This is a genomic window from Stenotrophomonas sp. LGBM10, from assembly GCF_046736075.1.
Taxonomy (GTDB): Bacteria; Pseudomonadota; Gammaproteobacteria; order Xanthomonadales; family Xanthomonadaceae; genus Stenotrophomonas.
This window is the reverse complement of the sequence record NZ_CP177163.1, coordinates 2,867,615-2,886,946: the sequence shown is the minus strand read 5'-3', so window position 1 is coordinate 2,886,946 and position 19,332 is coordinate 2,867,615. Positions and strand designations below refer to the sequence as shown.

Below are 19,332 nucleotides of genomic sequence, written 5' to 3'. Positions count from 1 at the left end.
CGACCGTTGGTCGGCTGTCGCGCATGTCCTGGACCTGCATGGAGAGCAGCCGGGCAGAGCCCGGCTCTACCCGCGTTGCTTGGTCGGGTTGAGCTGGTTGCCGAAGAAGATGGCGTTCAACAGCAGTCGCTCGGTGCCGTGCCAGTACTTGCGGTGCGCCGGATCGTCAGCGAACAGGACCACGTTGCCCTGCCCCTGCGGCGAGACCAGCAGCCATGCCGAGCCCGCCACGCGACTGCGGTTGGCGGCGGACAGATAGCCGTTGACGCGCGGCGTGGCATCGATGCGCACCACGGTGGAGAACGGATTGCGGCTCGGCTTGAAGCTGATGCCATTTTCCTTGTTGACCGCCAGCTGCGTGCGCGGCACGCCGAAGCCCAGCGGATGACTGGTATCCACGTCAGCACTGAGGATGTTGCCGCTCACCCGCTCGATCGCGGCGATGTCGCGCTGGTCGCCGAACGCTCGGCGGGAGGCGTCCGGCTGCGTCTCTTCCTCGCCCAGCACTTCGTCGGCGAGCTTCTGCTCGATCGCCCAGCGTGCGGCGCTGCCGTAGGTGACCAGCGATCCGCCGGCGTTGATCCAGCGCTTCAGCGCAGCCACCGCGGCCGCGTCGACACCGGCATAGGTGCCGCCGGCGAGCACGATCGTGGTGTAGCGGTCCAACGACACTTTGCCCAGCTGGACCGGGTCCAGCTTGCTGGCCGGCAGCCGCACCTGCTGGTCGAGCAGGAACCACGCCGAGCCGATCTCGGTGGCACTGACGCCCTCGCCCATCACCAGGGCGACCGCCGGCGTGCGCAGCGACTTCACGCTGTCGCTGCCCAGGTCGATGCCGCTGCGGCTCTGGCCACTGGCCAGCGCATACAGACGCACACCGCTGTCGCGGGCGACCTGCTCGACCGCCGCCAGCAGGTCGGCACCGGCCAGCGGCTGGCCCGCGACCGGAATCACCACGCTGCCGCGCGCGAACGACTGCTCACCGTCGGCGGTGGCCGCGCTGAACGGCTGGAACGCGGCACGCGTCTTCAGCCCGCGTGCCTGCAGCGCGTACAGCGCCTGGCTGGCGTTGTAGTCGCGCCAGTCCAGCACGTAGGCAAAGCCGGCCTGGCCACCGCGCACATCGCCCTGTGCCGGCGCCACCGCCGTGATGCGCGGACCGCCATCGACGCGGCTGCGGCTGCCGGCGAACGCCAGCCCGTACGCCGGGGCAATGGCGTAGGAGGTGCTGCCATAGAACACATCGCCCTTGATCGGCGGGGTGTCGGCGAAGATCGAATGCACGAGGCGGAACTGGGGCTGTGCGGTCGGCACCACGTACGCACTGCCGGGCGTGAAGCGCTGGCCATCGACGGTCACCGCCGCGGTCAGCGGCTGCACGGTGATCTGGTGCTGCAGCAGCAGGTCGAGCAGCCGGGCGGTCAGGCCCGGATCATGCGCGTCGCCGAACACGAATGCCTTCACCGGCTGCTGGCCCGCCTGCTTCAGCGCGGACTGGAAGAAGTCCTTCTGCAGCGCGAGCAGCCCATCACGCTCGGTGACCGCGCCACGGATCGTGCCCAGGCCGGTCGCCACCTGGTTGCGGATGGTGAAGGGGAACGTCAACAGGCCGTTGACCGACTCCTGCACGCGCCCGCGCGAGCTGGCCTGCTCGACCGTCACCCCGACCGCCCCGTGGAAGTCCGGATAGGTGGAGCCATACACCGGGGAGAAGTTGTCGAAGTTCTCGCCGGTGTAGTAAAGCGAGCCCAGCGCATCCAGCGCCTGCGCGTGGTATTTGGCCAGGGTCCTGTTGAACGCATACGACGCGGCCGGGATCAGCGGGCTGTGCATGCTCGCCGGCGACGGCTCGAAGTAGTAGGTGCTGTCTTTGCCCATCTCGTGGAAGTCGATCTGGACGTTGGGATACCAGCGGTGGAAGTAGGCGATCTTCGGCCGCGTATCCTGCTGGGTAAGCGCCAGCCAATCGCGGTTGAGGTCGGTGAAATAGTGGTTGGTACGTCCCTGCGGGAACGGTTCGACGTGTTCCTTGTCGGCAGGGTCGGCCGATGCCGGCGACGATGCGTAGGCGTTGTGCCAGCTTGCCGCGCGGTCGCGTCCGTCGGGGTTCTGCGCGGGATCGAACAGCACCACCGCCCGGTCCAGCCACTGCGCGGTATCCGCGCTGCGGTTGGCCACCAGGTAGTACGCGGTCAGCAGCGCCGCCTCGCCGCTGGAGGTTTCATTGCCATGCACGCTGTAGCCCAGCCAGACCACCACCGGGCTGTTGCCGGCGGCCGACAGCGGCTGGGCCGGATCGGCCAGGGTGACGTGCTGGCGGCGCAGCGCTTCGAGCTGCTGCTGGTTCTGCGCCGATGTCACCGTGGCGATCAGCAGCGGGCGGCCTTCGTAACTGCTGCCGATGCGCTCGACCTTGATCCTGTCCGAGTGCCGGGCGAGTTCGTCGAAGTAGGCCACGAGCTGGTCGTGGCGGGTGTACCGGCTGCCGATCTCATAACCGAGGAACTGCTGCGGCGTGGGAATGGACGGATCGAAATCACCGCCCTGCGGAAAGAAGTACGCGCTCTGCGCGAACGCTGGCGCAGCCAGCAACCACAACGATCCCACCAGCCAGGCGATGGGACGCGACACGACACGATGCAAAGACACAGCGGTTCCCCATGAAACGGGGGCCGGCGTGGATGCCGGCCCCGGTGGATACGGACGTGGTTAGAAGCGGTAGTCGAAGCCGACCGTGAAGTAACGCCCGCGCAGGTCGTACTGGCTGAAGTCGTACGGCGCGCGGATACCCGGGAAGGAGGCGTCGTACGGCGGTTCCTCATCCGCCAGGTTCTGGATCTTGGCGTACAGGGTCAGCTTCTCCAGCCCGGTGTAGGCCAGGTACAGATCGAACTGGCTGTAGGCATCGACACGCCCCTGCACGGCGGTGGCCGCTGCGCTGGCCTTCTGGTCGTAGCCACTGGTGTAGTACCAGGTCAGCGCGGTGCGGATGTCGCCGTAGCTCCAGTCCAGGGTGGTGGTGGCCTTGTTCTTGGGCAGCGTGGCGCCCAGGTTGCTGCCGGCGTAGTCCACCAGCGGCCCACCGACCACGGTGGGGCGGCTGTAGTTGCGCACGTGGGTGAAGCCGCTGCTGAGCGCGAAGTCGCCGGCGCGTTCGGTCGGGAAGCGCTGGCGCAGTTCCACGTCGAAGCCGGAGGTCTTCAGTTCGCTCAGGTTCTGGTAGCGGTTGTACACCGCCAGCAGCTTGCCGCGCTCATCGCGCAGTACCGCGCCGGGCACGTTGTCGGTCACCAGGGTCTGGGTGTTGTTGGTGCCCACCAGGTTTTCCAGCTCGATGCGGTAGTAGTCCACGCTCAGGCTGGTGTTGGACCACGGCGACAGCACGATGCCGGCGTTGAAGCTCTTGGTGCGTTCGGGCTTGAGATCGCTGTTGCCGACGGTGAAGAAGGTCGGGTTCTGGCGCGAGCCCGGCACGTCCGGATCGCGCGGGTCGATCACGCTGCCGTAGGCGATGCTGGTGCTGTTGGAGTTCTCCGACAGCGACGGCGCCCGGAAGCCCTTCGAGGCGGCGGCACGCACCAGCAGGATGTCCCACGGCTGCCAGCGCAGGCTCAGCTTGGGTGAGAACGCATCGCCGAAATCGCTGTAGTGGTCGGCACGCGCGGCGGCCTGCAGTTCCAGGCGCTCGGCCAACGGCACATTGACCTCGGCATAGGCCGCGGTGACCTTGCGCTCGCCGTGGACCTCGGCGATGGCCGGGCGGATCTGCAGGCCGGCATCGATCTGCCACGGGTTGTTGGAGTCGAGCTTCTCGCGGCGCCACTCGGCACCGGCGGCGAAGCCGATCTCGCCGGCCCAGGTGTGGCCGAGCGCACCGGAAATCTTGGCGTCCACGCCCTGCAGCACCGATTCGGCCGGCCGCAGCGTGCTGATGTTGATGGCGTTGAGCACGTCCGGAGCGGTTGCCGCCGGGTTGAGCAGGTTGTAGCTGCCATCGGCCAGTGCCGCAGCCAGCGCATAGCGGTTGGCGAAGCCGCCGGAGACGGTTTCGCGTTCGCTGCTGCGTGCGCCGAACGCGCCCACTTCCCAGTCCCAGTTCTGCAGGCTGCCGCGCAACCCGACCAGGCCACGGTAGGCCTGCGACCGGTTGGTCTTGATGGTCGGCCCAAGGTTGAAGAAGGTGTACTCGATCGGCACCGCACGGCCGTACGGGTTGTACGGGCTGCTGGCGGGCAGGTTGGACGACACCGGCTCGGCCAGGCCGGTATCGGCATTGAGTGCGAAGCGGCCGCTTTCCAGGGTGAAGAACGGGCTGCTGCCGAACCAGGAGACGCCCTTGATGTCGCTGTACAGCACTTCGCCGAAGGCTTCGACGGAATCGCTCACGCGGAAGGTGCCGTTGACGTACGCCTGGTAGCGCTTGGTGGACGGAATCAGCGTGGTGTACGGCGCCTGGTTGAAGCCGCAGGTGTTGCCGGCAAGGCCGTCGATCGGCGCGCTGGCGACCAGCGTGGTGCCGTCGGGGCAGTTGCCGTTGGCATCGAGCATCGGCACCGAGGCACCGTTGATCAGGTAGCGCGCCCCCTTGGCCGACCAGCCGTTCCAGCGGCCGCCGGGCTTGTCGGTATAGATGCCGGACTTCGTCAGGTCGCGCTGGTCCTGGTCAAGACGTTCGCGGTTGTAGCCTTCCAGGCTCACCAGGATGTTGTAGCCATCGGTGTCGAGATCGCCGATGCCGCCGATGAACTTCAGGTTCTGCTCGTCCAGCCCGCCCTGATCGGCCGTGCCGAGGCTGCCACCGAGTTCGGCGCCCTGGAAGTTCTGCCGGGTGATGATGTTGACCACGCCGGCTACCGCGTCGGAGCCGTACACCGCCGAGGCACCGTCCTTGAGCACTTCGATGCGTTCCACCGCCACCAGCGGCAGCGCGTTGAGGTTGACGAAGGTGTCTGACAGGCCACCGGCCGGGAAGCCGTAGTTGGCCAGGCGGCGCCCGTTGAGCAGCACCAGCGTGTTCTTCTGCGACAGGCCGCGCAGGCCGATGCCGGCCGAGCCGGACGCCCAGCCGTTGTTGGTGGTTTCGTTGTTGGCATTGCCGGTGTTGGCCGAGATCGAGCGCAGCAGGTCGGCGACGGTGGCCTTGCCGGTCTCCTCCAGCTGCTGGCGGTCGATCACCTGCACCGGGTTGGCGCTTTCGGTGTCGGTACGTTTGATGTTGGAGCCGGTGACCCGCACCGCGGCGAGGGTCGTGCTTTCGCCGGCGGCATCGGCAGCGGCGGTATCGGCGGAGGAAAGCGCCAGCGCAGGCAAAGGCGTGGCCAGTGCAGCGGAAAGAGCCGCTACAAGAAGAGTGTGCTTGGGCATGAACTTCAGTGGGGTGGTGGACGACAAGTTCCGCAGTAGTCCATGCCTGGCCGGGCAGCAGCCAATAACATCTCTTCATACGGATATAAGAGAAACTAACATCTCTTCATCCGGATGGAAATGTTTTTGTGAGCATAGGCCGTCGCGCGGGCCCCAACCGGCGGGTGGCCGGGCCAGTACAATGGGCACATGGAAATCTTCAAAGTCTTCACCCTCGAGGCCGCGCACCGCCTCCCCAACGTGCCGCCGGGCCACAAGTGCGCGCGCCTGCATGGCCATTCCTTCCGTGTTGAGCTGAAGGTGGAAGGCGAGCCGGGCGAACACACCGGCTGGATCATGGATTTCGGCGACATCAAAGCCGCGTTCCAGCCGATTTACGACCGCCTGGACCATCACTACCTCAACGACATCCCCGGCCTGGACAACCCGACCAGCGAACGGCTGGCGATCTGGATCTGGGACCAGCTCAAGCCGGCGCTGCCCCAGCTCAGCGAAGTGACCGTGCACGAGACCTGCACCTCGGGCTGCCGCTACCGCGGTTGAGGCCTGCAACGCGGCAGCAATGCCGGCCACTGGCCGGCTACCCGCCCGATGAACACCGCAATCGGCAACACAACCCATTGATCCGTAAGTGGTTTCACTGAAACCGGACCACAACGGGCAGGAATTTGTTGCATCGCAATAAATTCGGCGTATGCTGCATTGCATCAACGTTCTCGAGCCGTCCTGCCATGACGTCCGCGTTCACCGATTCCTTCAGCGACTACACCCGCCAGCTGGCCGCCACGGCCACGCGTGCCAACCGGCTCGCGCTGGAGAATGCCGAAAGCATGTTCGGCGTGCAGTTGAAGACGCTGGAGAAGAGCATCACCGCCACCAGCGGGTTCTTCGGTGAAATCGTGCAGTCACAGGAACCGGGCACGCTGTTGCCCAAGGGCGCCCAACTGGCCCGCGACAACCTCGCGCGCTGGGCCAGCGCCCACCAGGAAGTGGTTGGCCTGGGGCTGAAAGCCTCCGAGGCCTTCGGCGAACTGGCACGGCAACCGTTCGCAGGCCAGGCCGGTACCGGCCGCCGCTGAACCACATCGACATCGAATTTGCGTGGGTCCCTCCCCCCACGCAATCCCAGACCCGACAGAACCCTCCCTCTGTCGGGTCTTTTTTTGGCCGTAGCGCGCGGCCAACGGGGGCGGCCTGGCACTCGGGGCATTGAAGACCCTGTTGTGGCGGGTCTCCTCTGGAGGGTGGATCACTGCGGCGGCCGCGCCGTCAGCGCAGCCTGATAGTGCGCGTACCACGCCTGGAACATCAGGATCGGCCACAGGTGGGTATGCCATTTCCGCTGGCCGGCACAGAAGTCCTGCCACATGTCGCGCACGATGCGCACCTCGAAGTGACCTTCCCGCTGCAGCCGTACCGGATCGAGCAGGTCCTCGGCCCAGGGCCGCAACGGACCCGCCAGCCACCTCGCCAGCGGTGGACCAAAGCCGCGTTTGGGGCGATCCACCAGCGCATCGGGCAGGTGCTGGCGCAGTACCGCCTTGAGCACGCGCTTGTGCATGCCACCGGCGTACTTGAGCGCATCGGGCAGCGACCAGGCCAACCGGATCACGTCCATATCCAGCAGCGGGGCACGCGTATCCAGACCGGCCGCGCGGGCAGCGCGGTCGACCTTGGTCAACACGCCCTCGCCCAGATCCATCCTGAAATCCAGATAGCGCACGCGATCGGCATCGCTGCCGGTACGCAGCCATTGCGCAGGGTCGGTGAAGCACGTGGTCGGTTCCCGGCCCGCACGGACGACCCGGGCCGGGTCGCGCCAGCGCGACACCCGGAGCAGGTAGTGCCCTTCCACCGTCCGGGCCGCCGATTCCGCGGTCACGGCGGCCAGCCCACCCAACCGCGCACGCTCCGGATCGGCGGCCTGCCAGGCACCCAGCCGCCGGCGCAGCGGCGGGGGCAACTGCCGGGTCCAGCGCGCATTGCGGATTGCCCGGGTGTAGCTGGCGTGGCCGTGGAACAGCTCGTCGCCCCCATCGCCGGTCAGGGCGACGGGCACGTGCCGGGCCACCAGCGCACTGGCCAGCATCGTCGGCAGCTGCGAGGCGTCCGCAAACGGCTCGCTCCATACCTGCGGCAATGCAGGTACATGGTCCAGCACGTCGCTGGCCCGCATCACATGCTCGGTATGGTGGGTGCCCAACCGGCGGGCGACCAGGCTGGCCCAGCGCCGCTCGTCATGGCCGGGGTCGGTGAATCCCAGTGTGAAGGTGTCGATCGGCACGGCGCTCTGCGTCTGCGCCAGCGCGGCCACCACCGATGAATCGGTGCCGCCGGAAAGAAAAGCGGCAACCCGGCCACGCGCGGGACTGGCAGCGGCAACCGCGCTGCGCAGCACGCTGTCCAGCGCGCCACTCGCCGCCGCCAGGTTGCGCTGCGGTGGCGCCACGCGGGCCTTGGCGGTCTCGATCCCGTTGCGTGGGCACCAGTAGCGGCGGGCGGCCTCCTGCGGACGGTGCGCCGCGGCGCCGGCCGCCAGCGCGCCTGCATCCAGATGCAGTGCATGGCCGGGTGCGAGCTTGAATACCCCCTGCAGGATGCAGTGCGGTGCCGGCACATAGCCGTAGCGCAGCAACAGGGTCAGCGCGTCGCGGTCCACCCCGGCACGGAACGTCGGGTGACCGAACATCGTGGTGAGGTCCGAACCGAACAGGAACAGCCCTTCATTCCAGCCGTAATACAGCGGCCGCTGCCCCACGGGGTCGCGCACCAGCCACAGCGTGCCCTCCCGGGCATCCCACAGGGCCAGCGCGAACGCGCCACGGCAATGCAGCAGGCCGCGTCGGATGCCCCATCTGGCAACGGCGTGGAGGATCAGCGCCGCGTCGTCGGCCATGCCGTCCGGATCCAGTTGCAGCGCACGCAGGAGATCGATGCGATTGCACAGCGTACCGTCCAGGCTGAGCACGAAACGACCGCATGCCGACGGCAGCGGCGGCCCGGCGGCACGCGCCGCGCCGCAGTACCCCATCCCCACGCCAGCGGCAGCGTCGAGGTAGTGCCGGGTATCGCCCGGACCACTGCGGGGCCGGCGCCCGGTCATGCCGTGCAGCCCACGCAGCTGCGCCCCCGCATCGATCCCGCTGCGGTCCACCACACCACACAACCCGCTCATGTCCGTCGCATCCGGTGCCCCATGTCCATCCTCGCTGCGGTCAGAACCGATAGTTGAGCCCGACCGTCCACTGCCCGGTGGCCAGCGCGTCGGCGTCGATGGCATCGCGCAATCCCTTGCCGGATGCACCCAGCGCCGAGGCTTCCAGCCGCAACGCCAATGTGCTGTTGACGTGGTAGTTCGCCCCCACCCCAACCAGCAGCGCAGTGCTGGTCGCACGCACCGCGCGTGGCGCGGCGCGGCCAATGTCCGATTGCACCCGGTAGCGGGTCGTACCCACCCCGGCTTTGGCGAACGCCTCCAGCCGCGTGCCGATCGGCAGATAACCCACCACCCCCACGCCGAGCGACATGCCGTCCACGGTGCCAACGCCTTCCCGCCGCACCTTCCCGACCATGTCGGTAAAGCCGACCTCCACGCCAACGTAGTCGCCGAAGCGATAGCCCGCGCCGAGCTGATAACTGGCAGTACCGTCGCGGGTCGTACGCGGCTGGCCGGCCGGCGTTGCGGCGGCCTTGGTTTTCCATTCGGTGTTGGCCGCACCGATGCCGGCAAACACATAGGCGCCTTCGCGGTCGTGTGCCAGCGCCGGTGCGCTGAGCGTCGCCAGCGCCAGGCAGGCGGTCAGTGCGGGAAAGCGTTGCATGCGCATGGTTCCACTCCTTGGTTGGGTGACACCATGTTGGCCACGCCACGCCGGCCGTTCAGCAGCGAATTCGTCGGCGTTCTGCAACCGTGCCGGCGTGCTGGGTAACCGTCTGTAACCGCACGCCGCTTGCGACATGCACCGCCGTGGCCATGCGGCCGGATTGCGACACGCCTGCGGATCGCGCCACACGCCCGCATCGGCCTGCACACGGCGCTGCGTGCATCTCCACGCCGCCACTGAACGGCGGGCGGCTTGCCGCGCAGGCGCTGCCGACCGCAAGATCGGCCGCGATCCGCCACCCCGCGTGGCGGCGGCAGGAGCTTGCCTATGATCGATATCGTTGTGGTCGAGGATGACGAGCGCCTCGGCGCGTTGATCGCCCACTATCTGGAGCGGCACGGTTACCGCGTCGTGCTGGAAGCCGACGGTGCACAGGCCGAGGCGACCGTGCTGGCGCACACGCCGGCAGCCGTACTGCTGGATGTCACCCTGCCCGGCCGCGATGGCTTCGACATCTGCCGCACCCTGCGTCCACGCTACGCGGGGGTGATCTGCATGCTGACCGCACGCAATGACGACATCGACCAGGTGCTGGGGCTGGAACTGGGTGCCGATGACTACATCGGCAAACCGATCGAACCGCGGGTGCTGCTGGCCCGGCTGCGCGCCCACCTGCGCCGCCAGTCGCCGGCGCGGCAGGAGCAGAGCGCCCTGAGCGTTGGGCGGCTGCGCATCGACCGCGGCAGCCGCGAAGTGCATCTCCACGATGCACGGGTGCCGCTGACCAGCGCCGAGTTCGACCTGCTGCTGGTGCTTGCCGAGGGCGCCGGGCGCATCTTCAGCCGCGAGGACCTGTTCCAGTCGCTGCGGGGGATCAGCTTCGATGGTGCCGACCGCTCCATCGATGCGCGCGTGTCGCGACTGCGCCGCAAGCTGGGCGACGACCAGGAGCCGGCGCAGCGGATCAAGGCCGTCCGCGGCCGCGGCTACCTGTTCAATCGCGGCGCATGGGACTGAACCGTCCCGCGCCCCCGCCCGACGGCGATACGCCGGCATTGCGCCCGGCCGGGCACTTCCGGGTGTTTCTCGGCTACTGCCTGCCCTTCGTGCTGGTGTACCTGTTGCTGCTCATCGTCGGCATCTGGCTGTCGCCGCAGATGTCGTTCGTGGACGACCACGAGGAGGACGCCGGTTACTGGCGGGCCCACGTTCGAGGGACCCATCACCTGCTGCAGGACCGTTTTGCCGGCATGCCACAGACACAGTGGCCAGCCGAGATCCAACGGCTGCAACGCAGCTTCGCCTACCCCATCACGCTGCAGACGCTGCGGGAGGCGGGCGCCGGACTGAGCGCCGCGGAGCGCGCGGCACTGCACGGCGGCACGCTGGTGGTGGTGCCGGACACGCGCAGGACCTACGCGCGCCTGGCAGGGACCGATCAGGCCGTGGTGCTGGGCGACCTGCTGGACTATCCCGAGCGCGACGTGCACTGGCAGCTGACGGCGGCGCGGGTGGCCGACCTGGTTCTGCTGCTGCTCAACAGCATCCTGGCCATCGCCCTGCCGCTGTACTTCCTGGTCTATCGCGTCTGGGCCGACGTGTATGCGCTGGGCGGCGCCGCCCGCACCCTGCGCGAGGGGCCGACGCAGGCGGCCATTCCAGGTGTGCGCACGCGGTTGGCACGTCCGCTGCAGGACGCGCTGCGTGCGCTGTCCACGCGGCTGCAGACGCTGCTGGAGGGCCAACGCATCCTCTCCAACGCGGTGGCCCACGAGATCCGCACCCCGCTGGCACGGATGCGTTTTGCGGTGGAGATTCTGCGCGACACCGACAACGGGCACGAACGCGAGCGGATGCTCGACGGGATCCTTGGCGATGTGCTGCGGCTTGAACAACTGGCCGAGGCCGGCATCGACTACTCGCGGATCGGCCGCATGCAGCGCATCGACTGCGATGCCATCGACGTACGCGGGTTGTTCCAGCAGCTGCGCACTACCACCGCCATACCGCCCACGGTGACGGTCTGCCTGCGCGGCAGCGGGGTCTGCACGGTCCGCGCCAACCGCGCTGCGCTGCAGCTTGCCCTGCGCAACCTGCTGGGCAATGCGCTGCGCCACGCGCGGAGCCGCGTGCAGCTGGGCGTGGAGTACAGCGGCGGCTGGCTGGCGCTGACCGTGGATGACGACGGTCCCGGCGTGGCTGCCAGCGCGCGCGAACGGGTGTTCCAGCCGTATGTCCAACTGCAGCCGCACACCGAGGGCTTCGGCCTGGGTCTGGCGATCGTGCAGGTGATCGCCGAGAAGCACGACGGCAGCGCCGACGTGATCGACTCCCCCTTGGGCGGCGCGCGGTTCCGCATCCTGCTGCCGCTGTAGCCGGTGCGCTCAGCGTACCGGCGCGGCCGGCAGCGTGAAGGCGAACACCGCGCCTTCGCGGCTGTCGAGCAGGTGGATGTCGCGCTGATGCAGCTGCAGGATACGGTGCACGATCAACAGACCCAGCCCGCCACTGTCCGGGCGTGCACTGCCCAGCGCAGGCGGCGTGGTGAACAGCGTCTGGCGGCGCTCGATGGGAATGCCGGGGCCGGTGTCGGCAATGCTCACCCGCACCTCGCCGTCCTGGGCCCGCAGCACCACCTCGATGCGGCCGCCTTCGGGGGTGTGGCGGATCGCGTTGTCGAGCAGGTTGGTCAACACGCGTTCGATCAGGCCCAGGTCGCCCACCACCGCCGGCAGCCCGGGCGGTATGTCGGCAGTCAGTGTCTGCCGGCGCGCCTGCGCGGACAGTTCGAATTTCTGGAACACGTCCTGGAGGAGGTCCGGAAGCGAAAATGCCTGCAGGTCCAGCGTGACCCCACCGTGCTCCAGGCGGGCCAGTTCGAACAGGGCCTGGGCCAGCGCACCCACCTTGCGGCTCTGCGCCAGCGCGATGCCGAGGTAGCGCTGGCGCTCGTCGGCGCCGAGCGTGGCGTCCTTCAATGCCAGCGTTTCCAGGTAGCCATGCAGCGACGACAGCGGCGTGCGCAGATCGTGGGAGATGTTGGCAACCAGCTCGCGCCGCTGCAGGTCCTGCTGGCGCAGCTGCTGCCACTGCTCGCCCAGCCGCTGGGCCATGTGCCCGAAACTGTGCTGGAGGATGGCCAGTTCGTCGCGCTCACCTGCGCGCAACGGGGTCGGCGGGGGCACCGTGCCGGGCGCCGCGCCGTCAACGTCGAACGCCTGGATACGCCGCGTCAGCTGGCGCAGCGGGCGGGTGACCCAGCGGAACGCCACCACGCCGGCCAGCAGGCCGACCAGCGCCACGATCGCCAGCGACCACAGCGTGGTGCGCAGCGTGGCGTTGGCCGCGATGTTGGCGGCCAGCGCCTCGCGCTGCTCGCCGACCAGCACCACGTAGATGTAGCCGGCCTGGCGCCCCTGCACCCACAACGGCGCGGCATTGAACACCTTGCGCCCGGTTGCGCTGCGCGGGTCGTCGCCGAGGATCGGCAGCGGTTCGTCGCGCAGCAGCGCGCGCACCGGCGCCAGATCCACGCGGCTGCGCTTGAGATGGCCATCAGGCGCATCGTGGCCGAGGATGCGGCCCTGGTCGTCGAGCAGGTACACCTCCACGCTCGGATTGACCGCCATCAATTTGCCGAACAGCGCGCGCACCTCGCCACCGCGCATGCCGCGCGCATCCATCAGCTCGCCGCTGCGCGCGATGTGCTCGGCCAGGCCGCGCGACAGCCGCTGCACGGTTTCCTGCTCGTGTACCGCGGTGCTGCGCATCTGGATCATCACCAGTGCCGCGCAGCACACCAGCAGCAGCGCGCAGAACACCACCGACAGGCGCTGGGAGAGGGTCAGGCGGATCATGCCGACGCCTCGTCGCTGCCGTCGACCAGTTTGTAGCCGCGCCCCCACACCGTCTGGATGCGCTGCGGCGTGGCCGGGTCGCGTTCGATCTTGTTGCGCAGGCGGTTGATGTGGGTGTTGACGGTGTGTTCGTAGCCGTCGTGCTGGTAGCCCCAGACCTGGTTGAGCAAATCCATGCGCGAGTACACCTGGCCCGGATGCCGGGCGAAGAAGTACAGCAGGTCGAACTCGCGCGGGGTCAGCTCCAGCGCCCGGCCCTCCAGCTGCGCGGTGCGCGCGACCGGATCGATGCGGATGCCGGCCACGTCCAGTTCGCCGGCGTCGATGCGGGCGTTCTGCGCCATCGCCTCCACCCGGCGCAGCAGCGCCTTCACCCGCGCCACCAGCTCCAGCATCGAGAAGGGCTTGGCCAGATAGTCATCCGCCCCCAGCTCCAGCCCGAGGATGCGATGCACTTCGCTGGCCCGCGCACTGGTGATGATGATCGGGGTATAGCGCGCCATCGCACGCGCGCGCTTGCAGATCTCCAGGCCGTCCACGCCCGGCAGCATCAGGTCCAGCACCAGCGCGCTCCACGGCTGCGCCTCGAGCAGCGCCAGGCCTTCGTCGCCGGTGGCCGCATGGGTGACGTCATACCCTTCATCGCGCAGGTGCATGCGCAGCAGGTTGGCGATGTGGACATCGTCTTCCACGATCAGGACACGCTTGGCGCTGCTCATCGGCACGGGACGATCGGCAAGGGACATGGCCGCATTGTCGGCCGATCCGGACCTGAATGTGTCACGGAAAATTTAACCCTGCGTGAGGATTCGTTGACCGGGCCGGGCGCAGCATGGCCGCATCGTATCCCTACCCGGAGATCGGCCATGCGTTACTCCCGTCGCAATGTGCTCGGCATGGGCGGCATGGCGGCCGCTGCCGGCCTGTTCGGCCTCACCGCCTGCAGCGGGCCCGCACCGGCCGCACCGGCCGCGGCCGTGCGCCCGTTCGAGGTGATGCGCACCGATGCGCAATGGCAGGCGCAGCTCACCCCGGCCCAGTACGCGGTGCTGCGCCGGCAAAGCACCGAACGTCCTTTCAGCAGCCCGCTCAACAAGGAACACCGGCGCGGCACCTTCACCTGCGCCGGCTGTGCGCTGCCGTTGTTCTCCTCGTCCACCAAGTTCGACAGTGGCACCGGCTGGCCCAGCTTCTGGGCGCCGCTGCACGATGCGGTGGGTGAGGATCGCGATACCACCTTCGGCATGGTGCGCGTGGAAGCGCATTGCCGTCGCTGTGGGGGACACCTCGGCCACGTCTTCGATGACGGCCCGCGCCCGACCGGCCTGCGCTACTGCATGAACGGCGTGGCGATGCAGTTCGTGCCGCGCCGCGACGGCACGGTGGACCCCACCTGATGCCGCGCTGCTGTCCCGCCTTCCCCTTCTTCTGAAAGGAACGTCCGATGCTCCTGCTTGTGCTGGCCTACCTGGGCGGCGTACTGACCATCCTCAGCCCCTGCATCCTGCCGGTGCTGCCGTTCGTGTTCGCCCGCTCCGACCGCCCGTTCCTGCGCAGTGGCCTGCCGCTGCTGATCGGCATGGCGCTGATGTTCGCGGTGGTCGCCAGCCTGGCCGCGGTGGGCAGCCAATGGGTGGCCCAGGCCAACCAGGTGGGCCGCTGGATCGCGCTGGTGGTGATGGCGGTGTTCGCCGTGGCGCTCCTCTGGCCCGCCCTGGCCAACCGCCTGCTGTCGCCGTTCCAGCGCCTCGGTGTGCGCCTCAGCGCGTCGGCCGACGCGGCCAGCGATGCCGGGCGTGGCGGGGTCGGCACCTCGCTGCTGATCGGCGTGGCCACCGGCCTGCTGTGGGCGCCGTGCGCCGGCCCGATCCTGGGCCTGATCCTGACCGGCGCGGCGCTGCAGGGTGCCAGTGTGGGCACCAGCGGCCTGCTGCTGGCCTACGCGCTGGGCGCAGCCACGTCGCTGGCGCTGGCGATCTGGATCGGCGGACGCGTGTTCACTGCCCTCAAGCAGCGCCTCGGCGTGGGCGAGTGGGTCCGGCGCGGGCTGGGCATCGCCGCGCTGCTGGCGGTGGTGGCCATCGCGATGGGCTGGGATACCGGGGTGCTGACCCGGTTGTCCACGGTCAGCACCGCACGCCTGGAACAGGGCCTGCTGGATGCCTTGCCGGCAGAGGCAGCGCCGGCGGGCGGGTCGATGATGATGCAGGCAGCGGATCAGGCAGCCGGAGGCGCCCTGCCGGTGGAAGGCACCCTGCCGTCACTCGCCGGTGCCACCGGCTGGCTCAACAGCCCGCCGCTGGACGGGCCGGCGCTGCGCGGCAAGGTGGTGCTGGTCGATTTCTGGACCTACTCGTGCATCAACTGCCTGCGCGCCCTGCCGTATGTGCGCGACTGGGCCGAGCGCTACCGCGACCACGGGCTGGTGGTGATCGGCGTGCATGCCCCCGAGTTCGCGTTCGAGCGCAACCTCGGCAACGTGCAGCGCGCGGTCAAGGACCTGCAGGTCACCTATCCGGTGGCGATCGACAACGAGTTCGCGATCTGGCGCGGCTTCAACAACCGTTACTGGCCGGCGCACTACTTCATCGATGCACAGGGCCGCATCCGCGCGCACCACTTCGGCGAAGGCAACTACGCGCAGTCCGAGCAGATCATCCGCCAGCTGCTGCGCGAGGCCGGCAATACCCTGCCCGGCGAGCCGGCACCGGCAATGGCGATGGCCGCCTCGGCACGCGAAGGCGTGGAGCGCCAGGCCGACATGCGCAACCTCAAGTCGCCGGAGACCTACCTCGGCCACGCGCGCGCCGAGCACTTCGCCTCACCGGGCGGCCAGCAGCCCGACCGTCCTGCCGATTACCAGGTACCGGCCGCGCTGGCGCTCAACCAGTGGGCGCTGGGCGGGCGCTGGACGGTAGGCGATGAGGACGCGCAGCTGGCGCACGCCGGGGGCCGCATCGCGTTCCGCTTCCACGCGCGCGACCTGCACCTGGTGCTGGCCCCGGGGCAGGACGGCAAACCGGTGCGCTACCGCGTGCGCCTGGATGGGCAGCCGCCGGGCGCGGCGGCCGGCGGCGACGTGTCCGCCGATGGCAGCGGCCAGGTCGGCGAGCACCGTCTGTACCAGTTGATCCGCCAATCCGGCGATGTGCGTGAACGCACCTTCGAGATCGAGTTCCTCGATCCGGGCGTACACGCCTACGCCTTCACCTTCGGTTGAGCCGGGAGGCCTTCGATGAAGCTCAGTATCGACAAACTGGTGGCCGGCAGCATTGCCGCGGTCATTGCGGCGTTGACCGTGACCGCCGTGGTCAGCCTGGATCGTCCCGCGCATGCGGCGGCCGCGATGGTCAGCGTGCCGGCCCCCAGCGGGCCCGCCAACGTGCCGCAACCGGGCAGCACGCGTGCGCAGGTGGTGTTCGCCGGCGGCTGCTTCTGGGGCGTGCAGGGTGTGTTCCAGCACATCAAGGGCGTCAACAACGCGGTGTCCGGCTATATCGGCGGCAATGCAGGCACGGCCAGCTATGCGCGCGTGGGCAGCGGCACCACCGGCCATGCCGAGGCGGTGCAGGTCACCTATGACCCCAGCCAGGTGAGCTATGCGCAGCTGATGCAGGTGTTCTTCTCGGTGGTGCACGACCCCACCCAGCTCAACCGGCAGGGTCCGGACCAGGGCACCCAGTACCGCTCGGCCGTCTATATCGACGACGCCGCCCAGCGCGACGCGACCCGTGCCTACATCGCGCAGTTGCAGCGCGCCAAGGTGTGGGCCGCGCCGGTGGTGACCCAGGTCGATGGCGGCAAGCGCTTCTTCGCGGCCGAGGACTACCACCAGAACTACCTCACCCTGCACCCGGAGTCGCTGTACATCCGCATCAACGACCTGCCCAAGGTGGACGCCCTGAAGCGCCAGTATCCGGCGCTGTACCGCGACACGCCGCGGCTGGTATCGACGCTTTCGGCGCGGTGACGGACCAGAAAAAAGCGCACGGCGAAACACCGCACCGCCGTGCGCGAGGGAAGTCCGGGATGGCGCGGCGGGCGGTCCCGCCGGGCTGGCCAGGCCATGCTAGGCTGCGCGGACCAGCGGATACAGCACCAGAACCGGGGCATCCGCATGGATACAGATTCCTGCGGACGAGCCAGCATGGCAGCCAACCTCTACCAATCCCTGGCCGATGAAATGGCCGATGCGATCCACACCGGCCGATTGCCGGCCGGCGCACGCCTGCCGTCGCTGCGCGGCCTGGCCGCACAGCGCAAGCTCAGCCTCAACACGGTGATCGCCGCGTACCGCCAACTGGAGGATGCGGGGCTGGTGATGCCGCGACCGAAGGCCGGCTTCGTGGTCAGCCCACGCCTGCCCGAGCCCACCCGCTCGCTGCGCCAGGCGCCCTCACTGGCCACCGCCCCGGCGCAGCAGGTGATGATGGCCCGCGTACTGGCTGCGCAGCAGCAGCCCGGCATCGTCGACCTGGCCTTTGCCGGCCCGCGTGGCAAGCGCTTCTATCCCGGTGCGAAGCTGGCGCGCAGCACCGCGCAGGTACTGCGGCGCTCGGCGGACATGGTTGAAACCTATGCGCGGCCCAACGCGGCAAAGCGGCTGCTGGAGCAGATCGTGCGGCGTGGGCCACGGCTGGGGCTGCACACCAGCGTGGAGCGGCTGGTGCTGACCCACGGCGCGATGGAAGCACTGCAGCTGGCGTTGCGCGCGGTGACGCGGCCCGGTGATGCCGTGGGTATCGAAGCGCCCTCGTATTTCAATCTGTACCCGCTGCTGGGCAGCCTGGGACTGAAGGCGATCGAACTGCCCACCGATCCGCGCCAGGGCCTGGACGTGGATGCGGTGGAGGCCCAACTGCAGCACCGCGCGCTGGCGGCGATCGTGGCGATGCCGAGCGTGCACAACCCGCTGGGCTGCACCATGCCGGTGGCGGCCAAGCAGCGGCTGGCCGCCCTGGTCAACCAGTTCCGCATCCCGCTGATCGAAGATGCGGTGTACGCCGAGCTGCAGTACCAGGAACCGCTCGCGCCGCTGCTCAAGGCCTTCGACGACGACGGCTGGGTGATGGTGTGCAGCAGTTTCTCCAAGACGCTCGCGCCCGACTACCGGATCGGGTGGCTGGACGGCGGTCGCTTCGCGGCGGACATCCAACTGCTCAAGTTCCAGTCCACGGGCGCCGAACCGCGCCTGCTCGGCGAAGCGGTCGCCGCGTTCCTGGAGGCGGGGAGCTACGAGCACCACCTGCGTGGGTTGCGGCGGCTCTACAGCGAGCAGGTCGGCCGCGTGCGCAGCCTGATCGCCCAGCATTTCCCGGCCGGCACCCGTGCCACCCAGCCGACCGGCGGCTTCCTGCTGTGGGTGGAACTGCCGGCCGGCATCGACGCCGGGGCGCTGTTCGACCTGGCGTTGGCCGAAGGCGTGGTGTTCATGCCTGGCCAGGTGTATTCACGCGGTGCGCGCTACCGCCACTGCCTGCGCCTGTCGTGCTGCCAGGAACTGGATGAGCGCTACGTCGGTGCAATCGCCACGCTCGGCCGGATCGCCTGCACCCTGCAGGCGGCCGCCCGCCGCTAGCTAGACGGCCAGCCGGGCGGCCAACGTGGCCGGATCGGCCGCCGGGGCGTACGGCAGGCGACCCCAGCACGGCATCGCCAGGCGCGCGCGCAGCAGCGCCATGTTCTCGTCGCGGCGCGCCATCGACGGATCCACCTCGTTGGCGATCCAGCCGATGCAGGTGGCGCCGCTGGCCTGGATCGCGGCGGCGGTCAGGCGCGCGTGGTTGAGGCACCCCAGCCGCAGGCCGACCACCATGACCACCGGCAGCCGCAGGGCGTGCACCAGATCGGCCTGGTCGAGCGTGCCCGACAGCGGCGCCAACCAGCCCCCCACCCCTTCCACCACCACGATGTCGGCAGCGGCGCGCAGGCGGGCGAACGCTGTTTCGATCGGGCCCAGCGACAGCGTCACGCCGGCCTCGGCCGCGGCAATCTCCGGTGCCAGCGGCTGCTCGAGCGCGAACGGGTTGAGATCGGCATAGGCCGGCGCCGGGTCGCTGGCCGCCAGCAGCGCGGTCGCGTCCTCGTTGCGCAGGCCCTCGGCGGTGCGGGTGCAGCCGCTGGCCACCGGCTTCATTCCCACCGCGCGCCGGCCACGCTGGCGCAGCGCATGCAGCAGCACGCAGCTGCTGAAGGTCTTGCCGATCCCGGTATCGGTACCGGTCACGTACAGGGCAGCGGGCAACGACACAGGCAGGGACATGGACGGCTCCGGGAGGAAAGCGCCC

General features: G+C 69.0%; 15 protein-coding genes. 8 read left to right on the top strand and 7 right to left on the bottom strand.

The window, feature by feature from the left end; translation table 11 throughout:
- Positions 1-66 precede the first annotated feature (66 nt).
- Both ACLB90_RS12405 and ACLB90_RS12400 read right to left on the bottom strand, forming a co-directional pair.
- Complete coding sequence (locus tag ACLB90_RS12405; protein WP_411849786.1) at positions 67-2,649, bottom strand: M14 family zinc carboxypeptidase; 2,583 nt, start codon at positions 2,647-2,649, stop codon at positions 67-69.
- Positions 2,650-2,709: 60 nt separating this feature from the next.
- Positions 2,710-5,364: a TonB-dependent receptor gene (locus ACLB90_RS12400; protein WP_411852753.1), complete on the bottom strand. Its 2,655-nt coding sequence runs from the start codon at positions 5,362-5,364 to the stop codon at positions 2,710-2,712.
- A gap of 189 nt (positions 5,365-5,553) precedes the next feature.
- Between ACLB90_RS12400 and queD the strand changes: the two genes are divergently transcribed.
- Complete coding sequence (gene queD / locus ACLB90_RS12395; RefSeq protein ID WP_411849785.1) at positions 5,554-5,907, top strand: 6-carboxytetrahydropterin synthase QueD; 354 nt, start codon at positions 5,554-5,556, stop codon at positions 5,905-5,907.
- A 188-nt stretch (positions 5,908-6,095) separates the two neighbouring features.
- Positions 6,096-6,443 carry a phasin family protein gene (locus ACLB90_RS12390; protein WP_411849784.1) on the top strand — a complete coding sequence of 116 codons (348 nt, stop codon included), beginning with the start codon at positions 6,096-6,098 and terminating at the stop codon, positions 6,441-6,443.
- Positions 6,444-6,613: 170 nt separating this feature from the next.
- On the opposite strand, the gene ACLB90_RS12385 is transcribed toward ACLB90_RS12390, so the two are convergent.
- Both ACLB90_RS12385 and ACLB90_RS12380 read right to left on the bottom strand, forming a co-directional pair.
- Positions 6,614-8,539 (bottom strand): asparagine synthetase B family protein, encoded by a 1,926-nt coding sequence (locus ACLB90_RS12385; protein WP_411849783.1) that lies wholly within the window; start codon positions 8,537-8,539, stop codon positions 6,614-6,616.
- Between the two features lie 40 nt (positions 8,540-8,579).
- Complete coding sequence (locus ACLB90_RS12380) at positions 8,580-9,191, bottom strand: porin family protein (RefSeq protein WP_411849782.1); 612 nt, start codon at positions 9,189-9,191, stop codon at positions 8,580-8,582.
- Positions 9,192-9,515: 324 nt separating this feature from the next.
- Here ACLB90_RS12380 and ACLB90_RS12375 point away from each other — a divergent pair, with 324 nt between their 5' ends.
- Together ACLB90_RS12375 and ACLB90_RS12370 are read left to right on the top strand one after the other, a co-directional pair.
- Entirely contained in the window at positions 9,516-10,205 is a 690-nt protein-coding gene (locus tag ACLB90_RS12375; protein ID WP_411849781.1) for a winged helix-turn-helix domain-containing protein, read from the top strand.
- Entirely contained in the window at positions 10,196-11,563 is a 1,368-nt protein-coding gene (locus ACLB90_RS12370; protein WP_411849780.1) for a sensor histidine kinase, read from the top strand. Before ACLB90_RS12375 ends, ACLB90_RS12370 begins: the two co-directional genes overlap by 10 nt.
- 9 nt (positions 11,564-11,572) lie before the next feature.
- Here the strand turns inward: ACLB90_RS12370 and ACLB90_RS12365 are convergent, their stop codons facing one another.
- Positions 11,573-13,045: an ATP-binding protein gene (locus ACLB90_RS12365; RefSeq protein ID WP_411849779.1), complete on the bottom strand. Its 1,473-nt coding sequence runs from the start codon at positions 13,043-13,045 to the stop codon at positions 11,573-11,575.
- Positions 13,042-13,764 carry a response regulator transcription factor gene (locus ACLB90_RS12360; protein WP_411852752.1) on the bottom strand — a complete coding sequence of 241 codons (723 nt, stop codon included), beginning with the start codon at positions 13,762-13,764 and terminating at the stop codon, positions 13,042-13,044. The genes ACLB90_RS12365 and ACLB90_RS12360 overlap by 4 nt, the downstream gene beginning before the upstream one ends.
- A 147-nt stretch (positions 13,765-13,911) precedes the next feature.
- Here ACLB90_RS12360 and msrB point away from each other — a divergent pair, with 147 nt between their 5' ends.
- The 4 genes from msrB to ACLB90_RS12340 all read left to right on the top strand — a co-directional run bounded on the left by msrB (position 13,912) and on the right by ACLB90_RS12340 (position 18,623).
- Positions 13,912-14,442 (top strand): peptide-methionine (R)-S-oxide reductase MsrB, encoded by a 531-nt coding sequence (msrB, locus tag ACLB90_RS12355; RefSeq protein WP_411849778.1) that lies wholly within the window; start codon positions 13,912-13,914, stop codon positions 14,440-14,442.
- A 47-nt stretch (positions 14,443-14,489) separates the two neighbouring features.
- Positions 14,490-16,265 carry a cytochrome c biogenesis protein DipZ gene (locus ACLB90_RS12350; protein WP_411849777.1) on the top strand — a complete coding sequence of 592 codons (1,776 nt, stop codon included), beginning with the start codon at positions 14,490-14,492 and terminating at the stop codon, positions 16,263-16,265.
- Between the two features lie 15 nt (positions 16,266-16,280).
- Positions 16,281-17,015 carry a peptide-methionine (S)-S-oxide reductase MsrA gene (gene msrA / locus ACLB90_RS12345; RefSeq protein WP_411849776.1) on the top strand — a complete coding sequence of 245 codons (735 nt, stop codon included), beginning with the start codon at positions 16,281-16,283 and terminating at the stop codon, positions 17,013-17,015.
- Positions 17,016-17,162: 147 nt separating this feature from the next.
- Positions 17,163-18,623: a PLP-dependent aminotransferase family protein gene (locus ACLB90_RS12340; protein WP_411849775.1), complete on the top strand. Its 1,461-nt coding sequence runs from the start codon at positions 17,163-17,165 to the stop codon at positions 18,621-18,623.
- Here ACLB90_RS12340 and bioD read toward each other — a convergent pair whose 3' ends face one another.
- Positions 18,624-19,307 carry a dethiobiotin synthase gene (gene bioD / locus ACLB90_RS12335; protein WP_411849774.1) on the bottom strand — a complete coding sequence of 228 codons (684 nt, stop codon included), beginning with the start codon at positions 19,305-19,307 and terminating at the stop codon, positions 18,624-18,626.
- Positions 19,308-19,332 lie beyond the last annotated feature (25 nt).

Coding starts and splice junctions, on each gene's coding strand:
- ACLB90_RS12400 (WP_411852753.1), bottom strand. CDS start 5,364: ATGCCCAAGCACACTCTTCTTGTAGCGGCTCTTTCCGCTGCACTGGCC.
- queD (WP_411849785.1), top strand. CDS start 5,554: ATGGAAATCTTCAAAGTCTTCACCCTCGAGGCCGCGCACCGCCTCCCC.
- ACLB90_RS12390 (WP_411849784.1), top strand. CDS start 6,096: ATGACGTCCGCGTTCACCGATTCCTTCAGCGACTACACCCGCCAGCTG.
- ACLB90_RS12385 (WP_411849783.1), bottom strand. CDS start 8,539: ATGAGCGGGTTGTGTGGTGTGGTGGACCGCAGCGGGATCGATGCGGGG.
- ACLB90_RS12380 (WP_411849782.1), bottom strand. CDS start 9,191: ATGCGCATGCAACGCTTTCCCGCACTGACCGCCTGCCTGGCGCTGGCG.
- ACLB90_RS12375 (WP_411849781.1), top strand. CDS start 9,516: ATGATCGATATCGTTGTGGTCGAGGATGACGAGCGCCTCGGCGCGTTG.
- ACLB90_RS12370 (WP_411849780.1), top strand. CDS start 10,196: ATGGGACTGAACCGTCCCGCGCCCCCGCCCGACGGCGATACGCCGGCA.
- ACLB90_RS12365 (WP_411849779.1), bottom strand. CDS start 13,045: ATGATCCGCCTGACCCTCTCCCAGCGCCTGTCGGTGGTGTTCTGCGCG.
- ACLB90_RS12360 (WP_411852752.1), bottom strand. CDS start 13,764: ATGAGCAGCGCCAAGCGTGTCCTGATCGTGGAAGACGATGTCCACATC.
- msrB (WP_411849778.1), top strand. CDS start 13,912: ATGCGTTACTCCCGTCGCAATGTGCTCGGCATGGGCGGCATGGCGGCC.
- ACLB90_RS12350 (WP_411849777.1), top strand. CDS start 14,490: ATGCTCCTGCTTGTGCTGGCCTACCTGGGCGGCGTACTGACCATCCTC.
- msrA (WP_411849776.1), top strand. CDS start 16,281: ATGAAGCTCAGTATCGACAAACTGGTGGCCGGCAGCATTGCCGCGGTC.
- ACLB90_RS12340 (WP_411849775.1), top strand. CDS start 17,163: ATGGATACAGATTCCTGCGGACGAGCCAGCATGGCAGCCAACCTCTAC.
- bioD (WP_411849774.1), bottom strand. CDS start 19,307: ATGTCCCTGCCTGTGTCGTTGCCCGCTGCCCTGTACGTGACCGGTACC.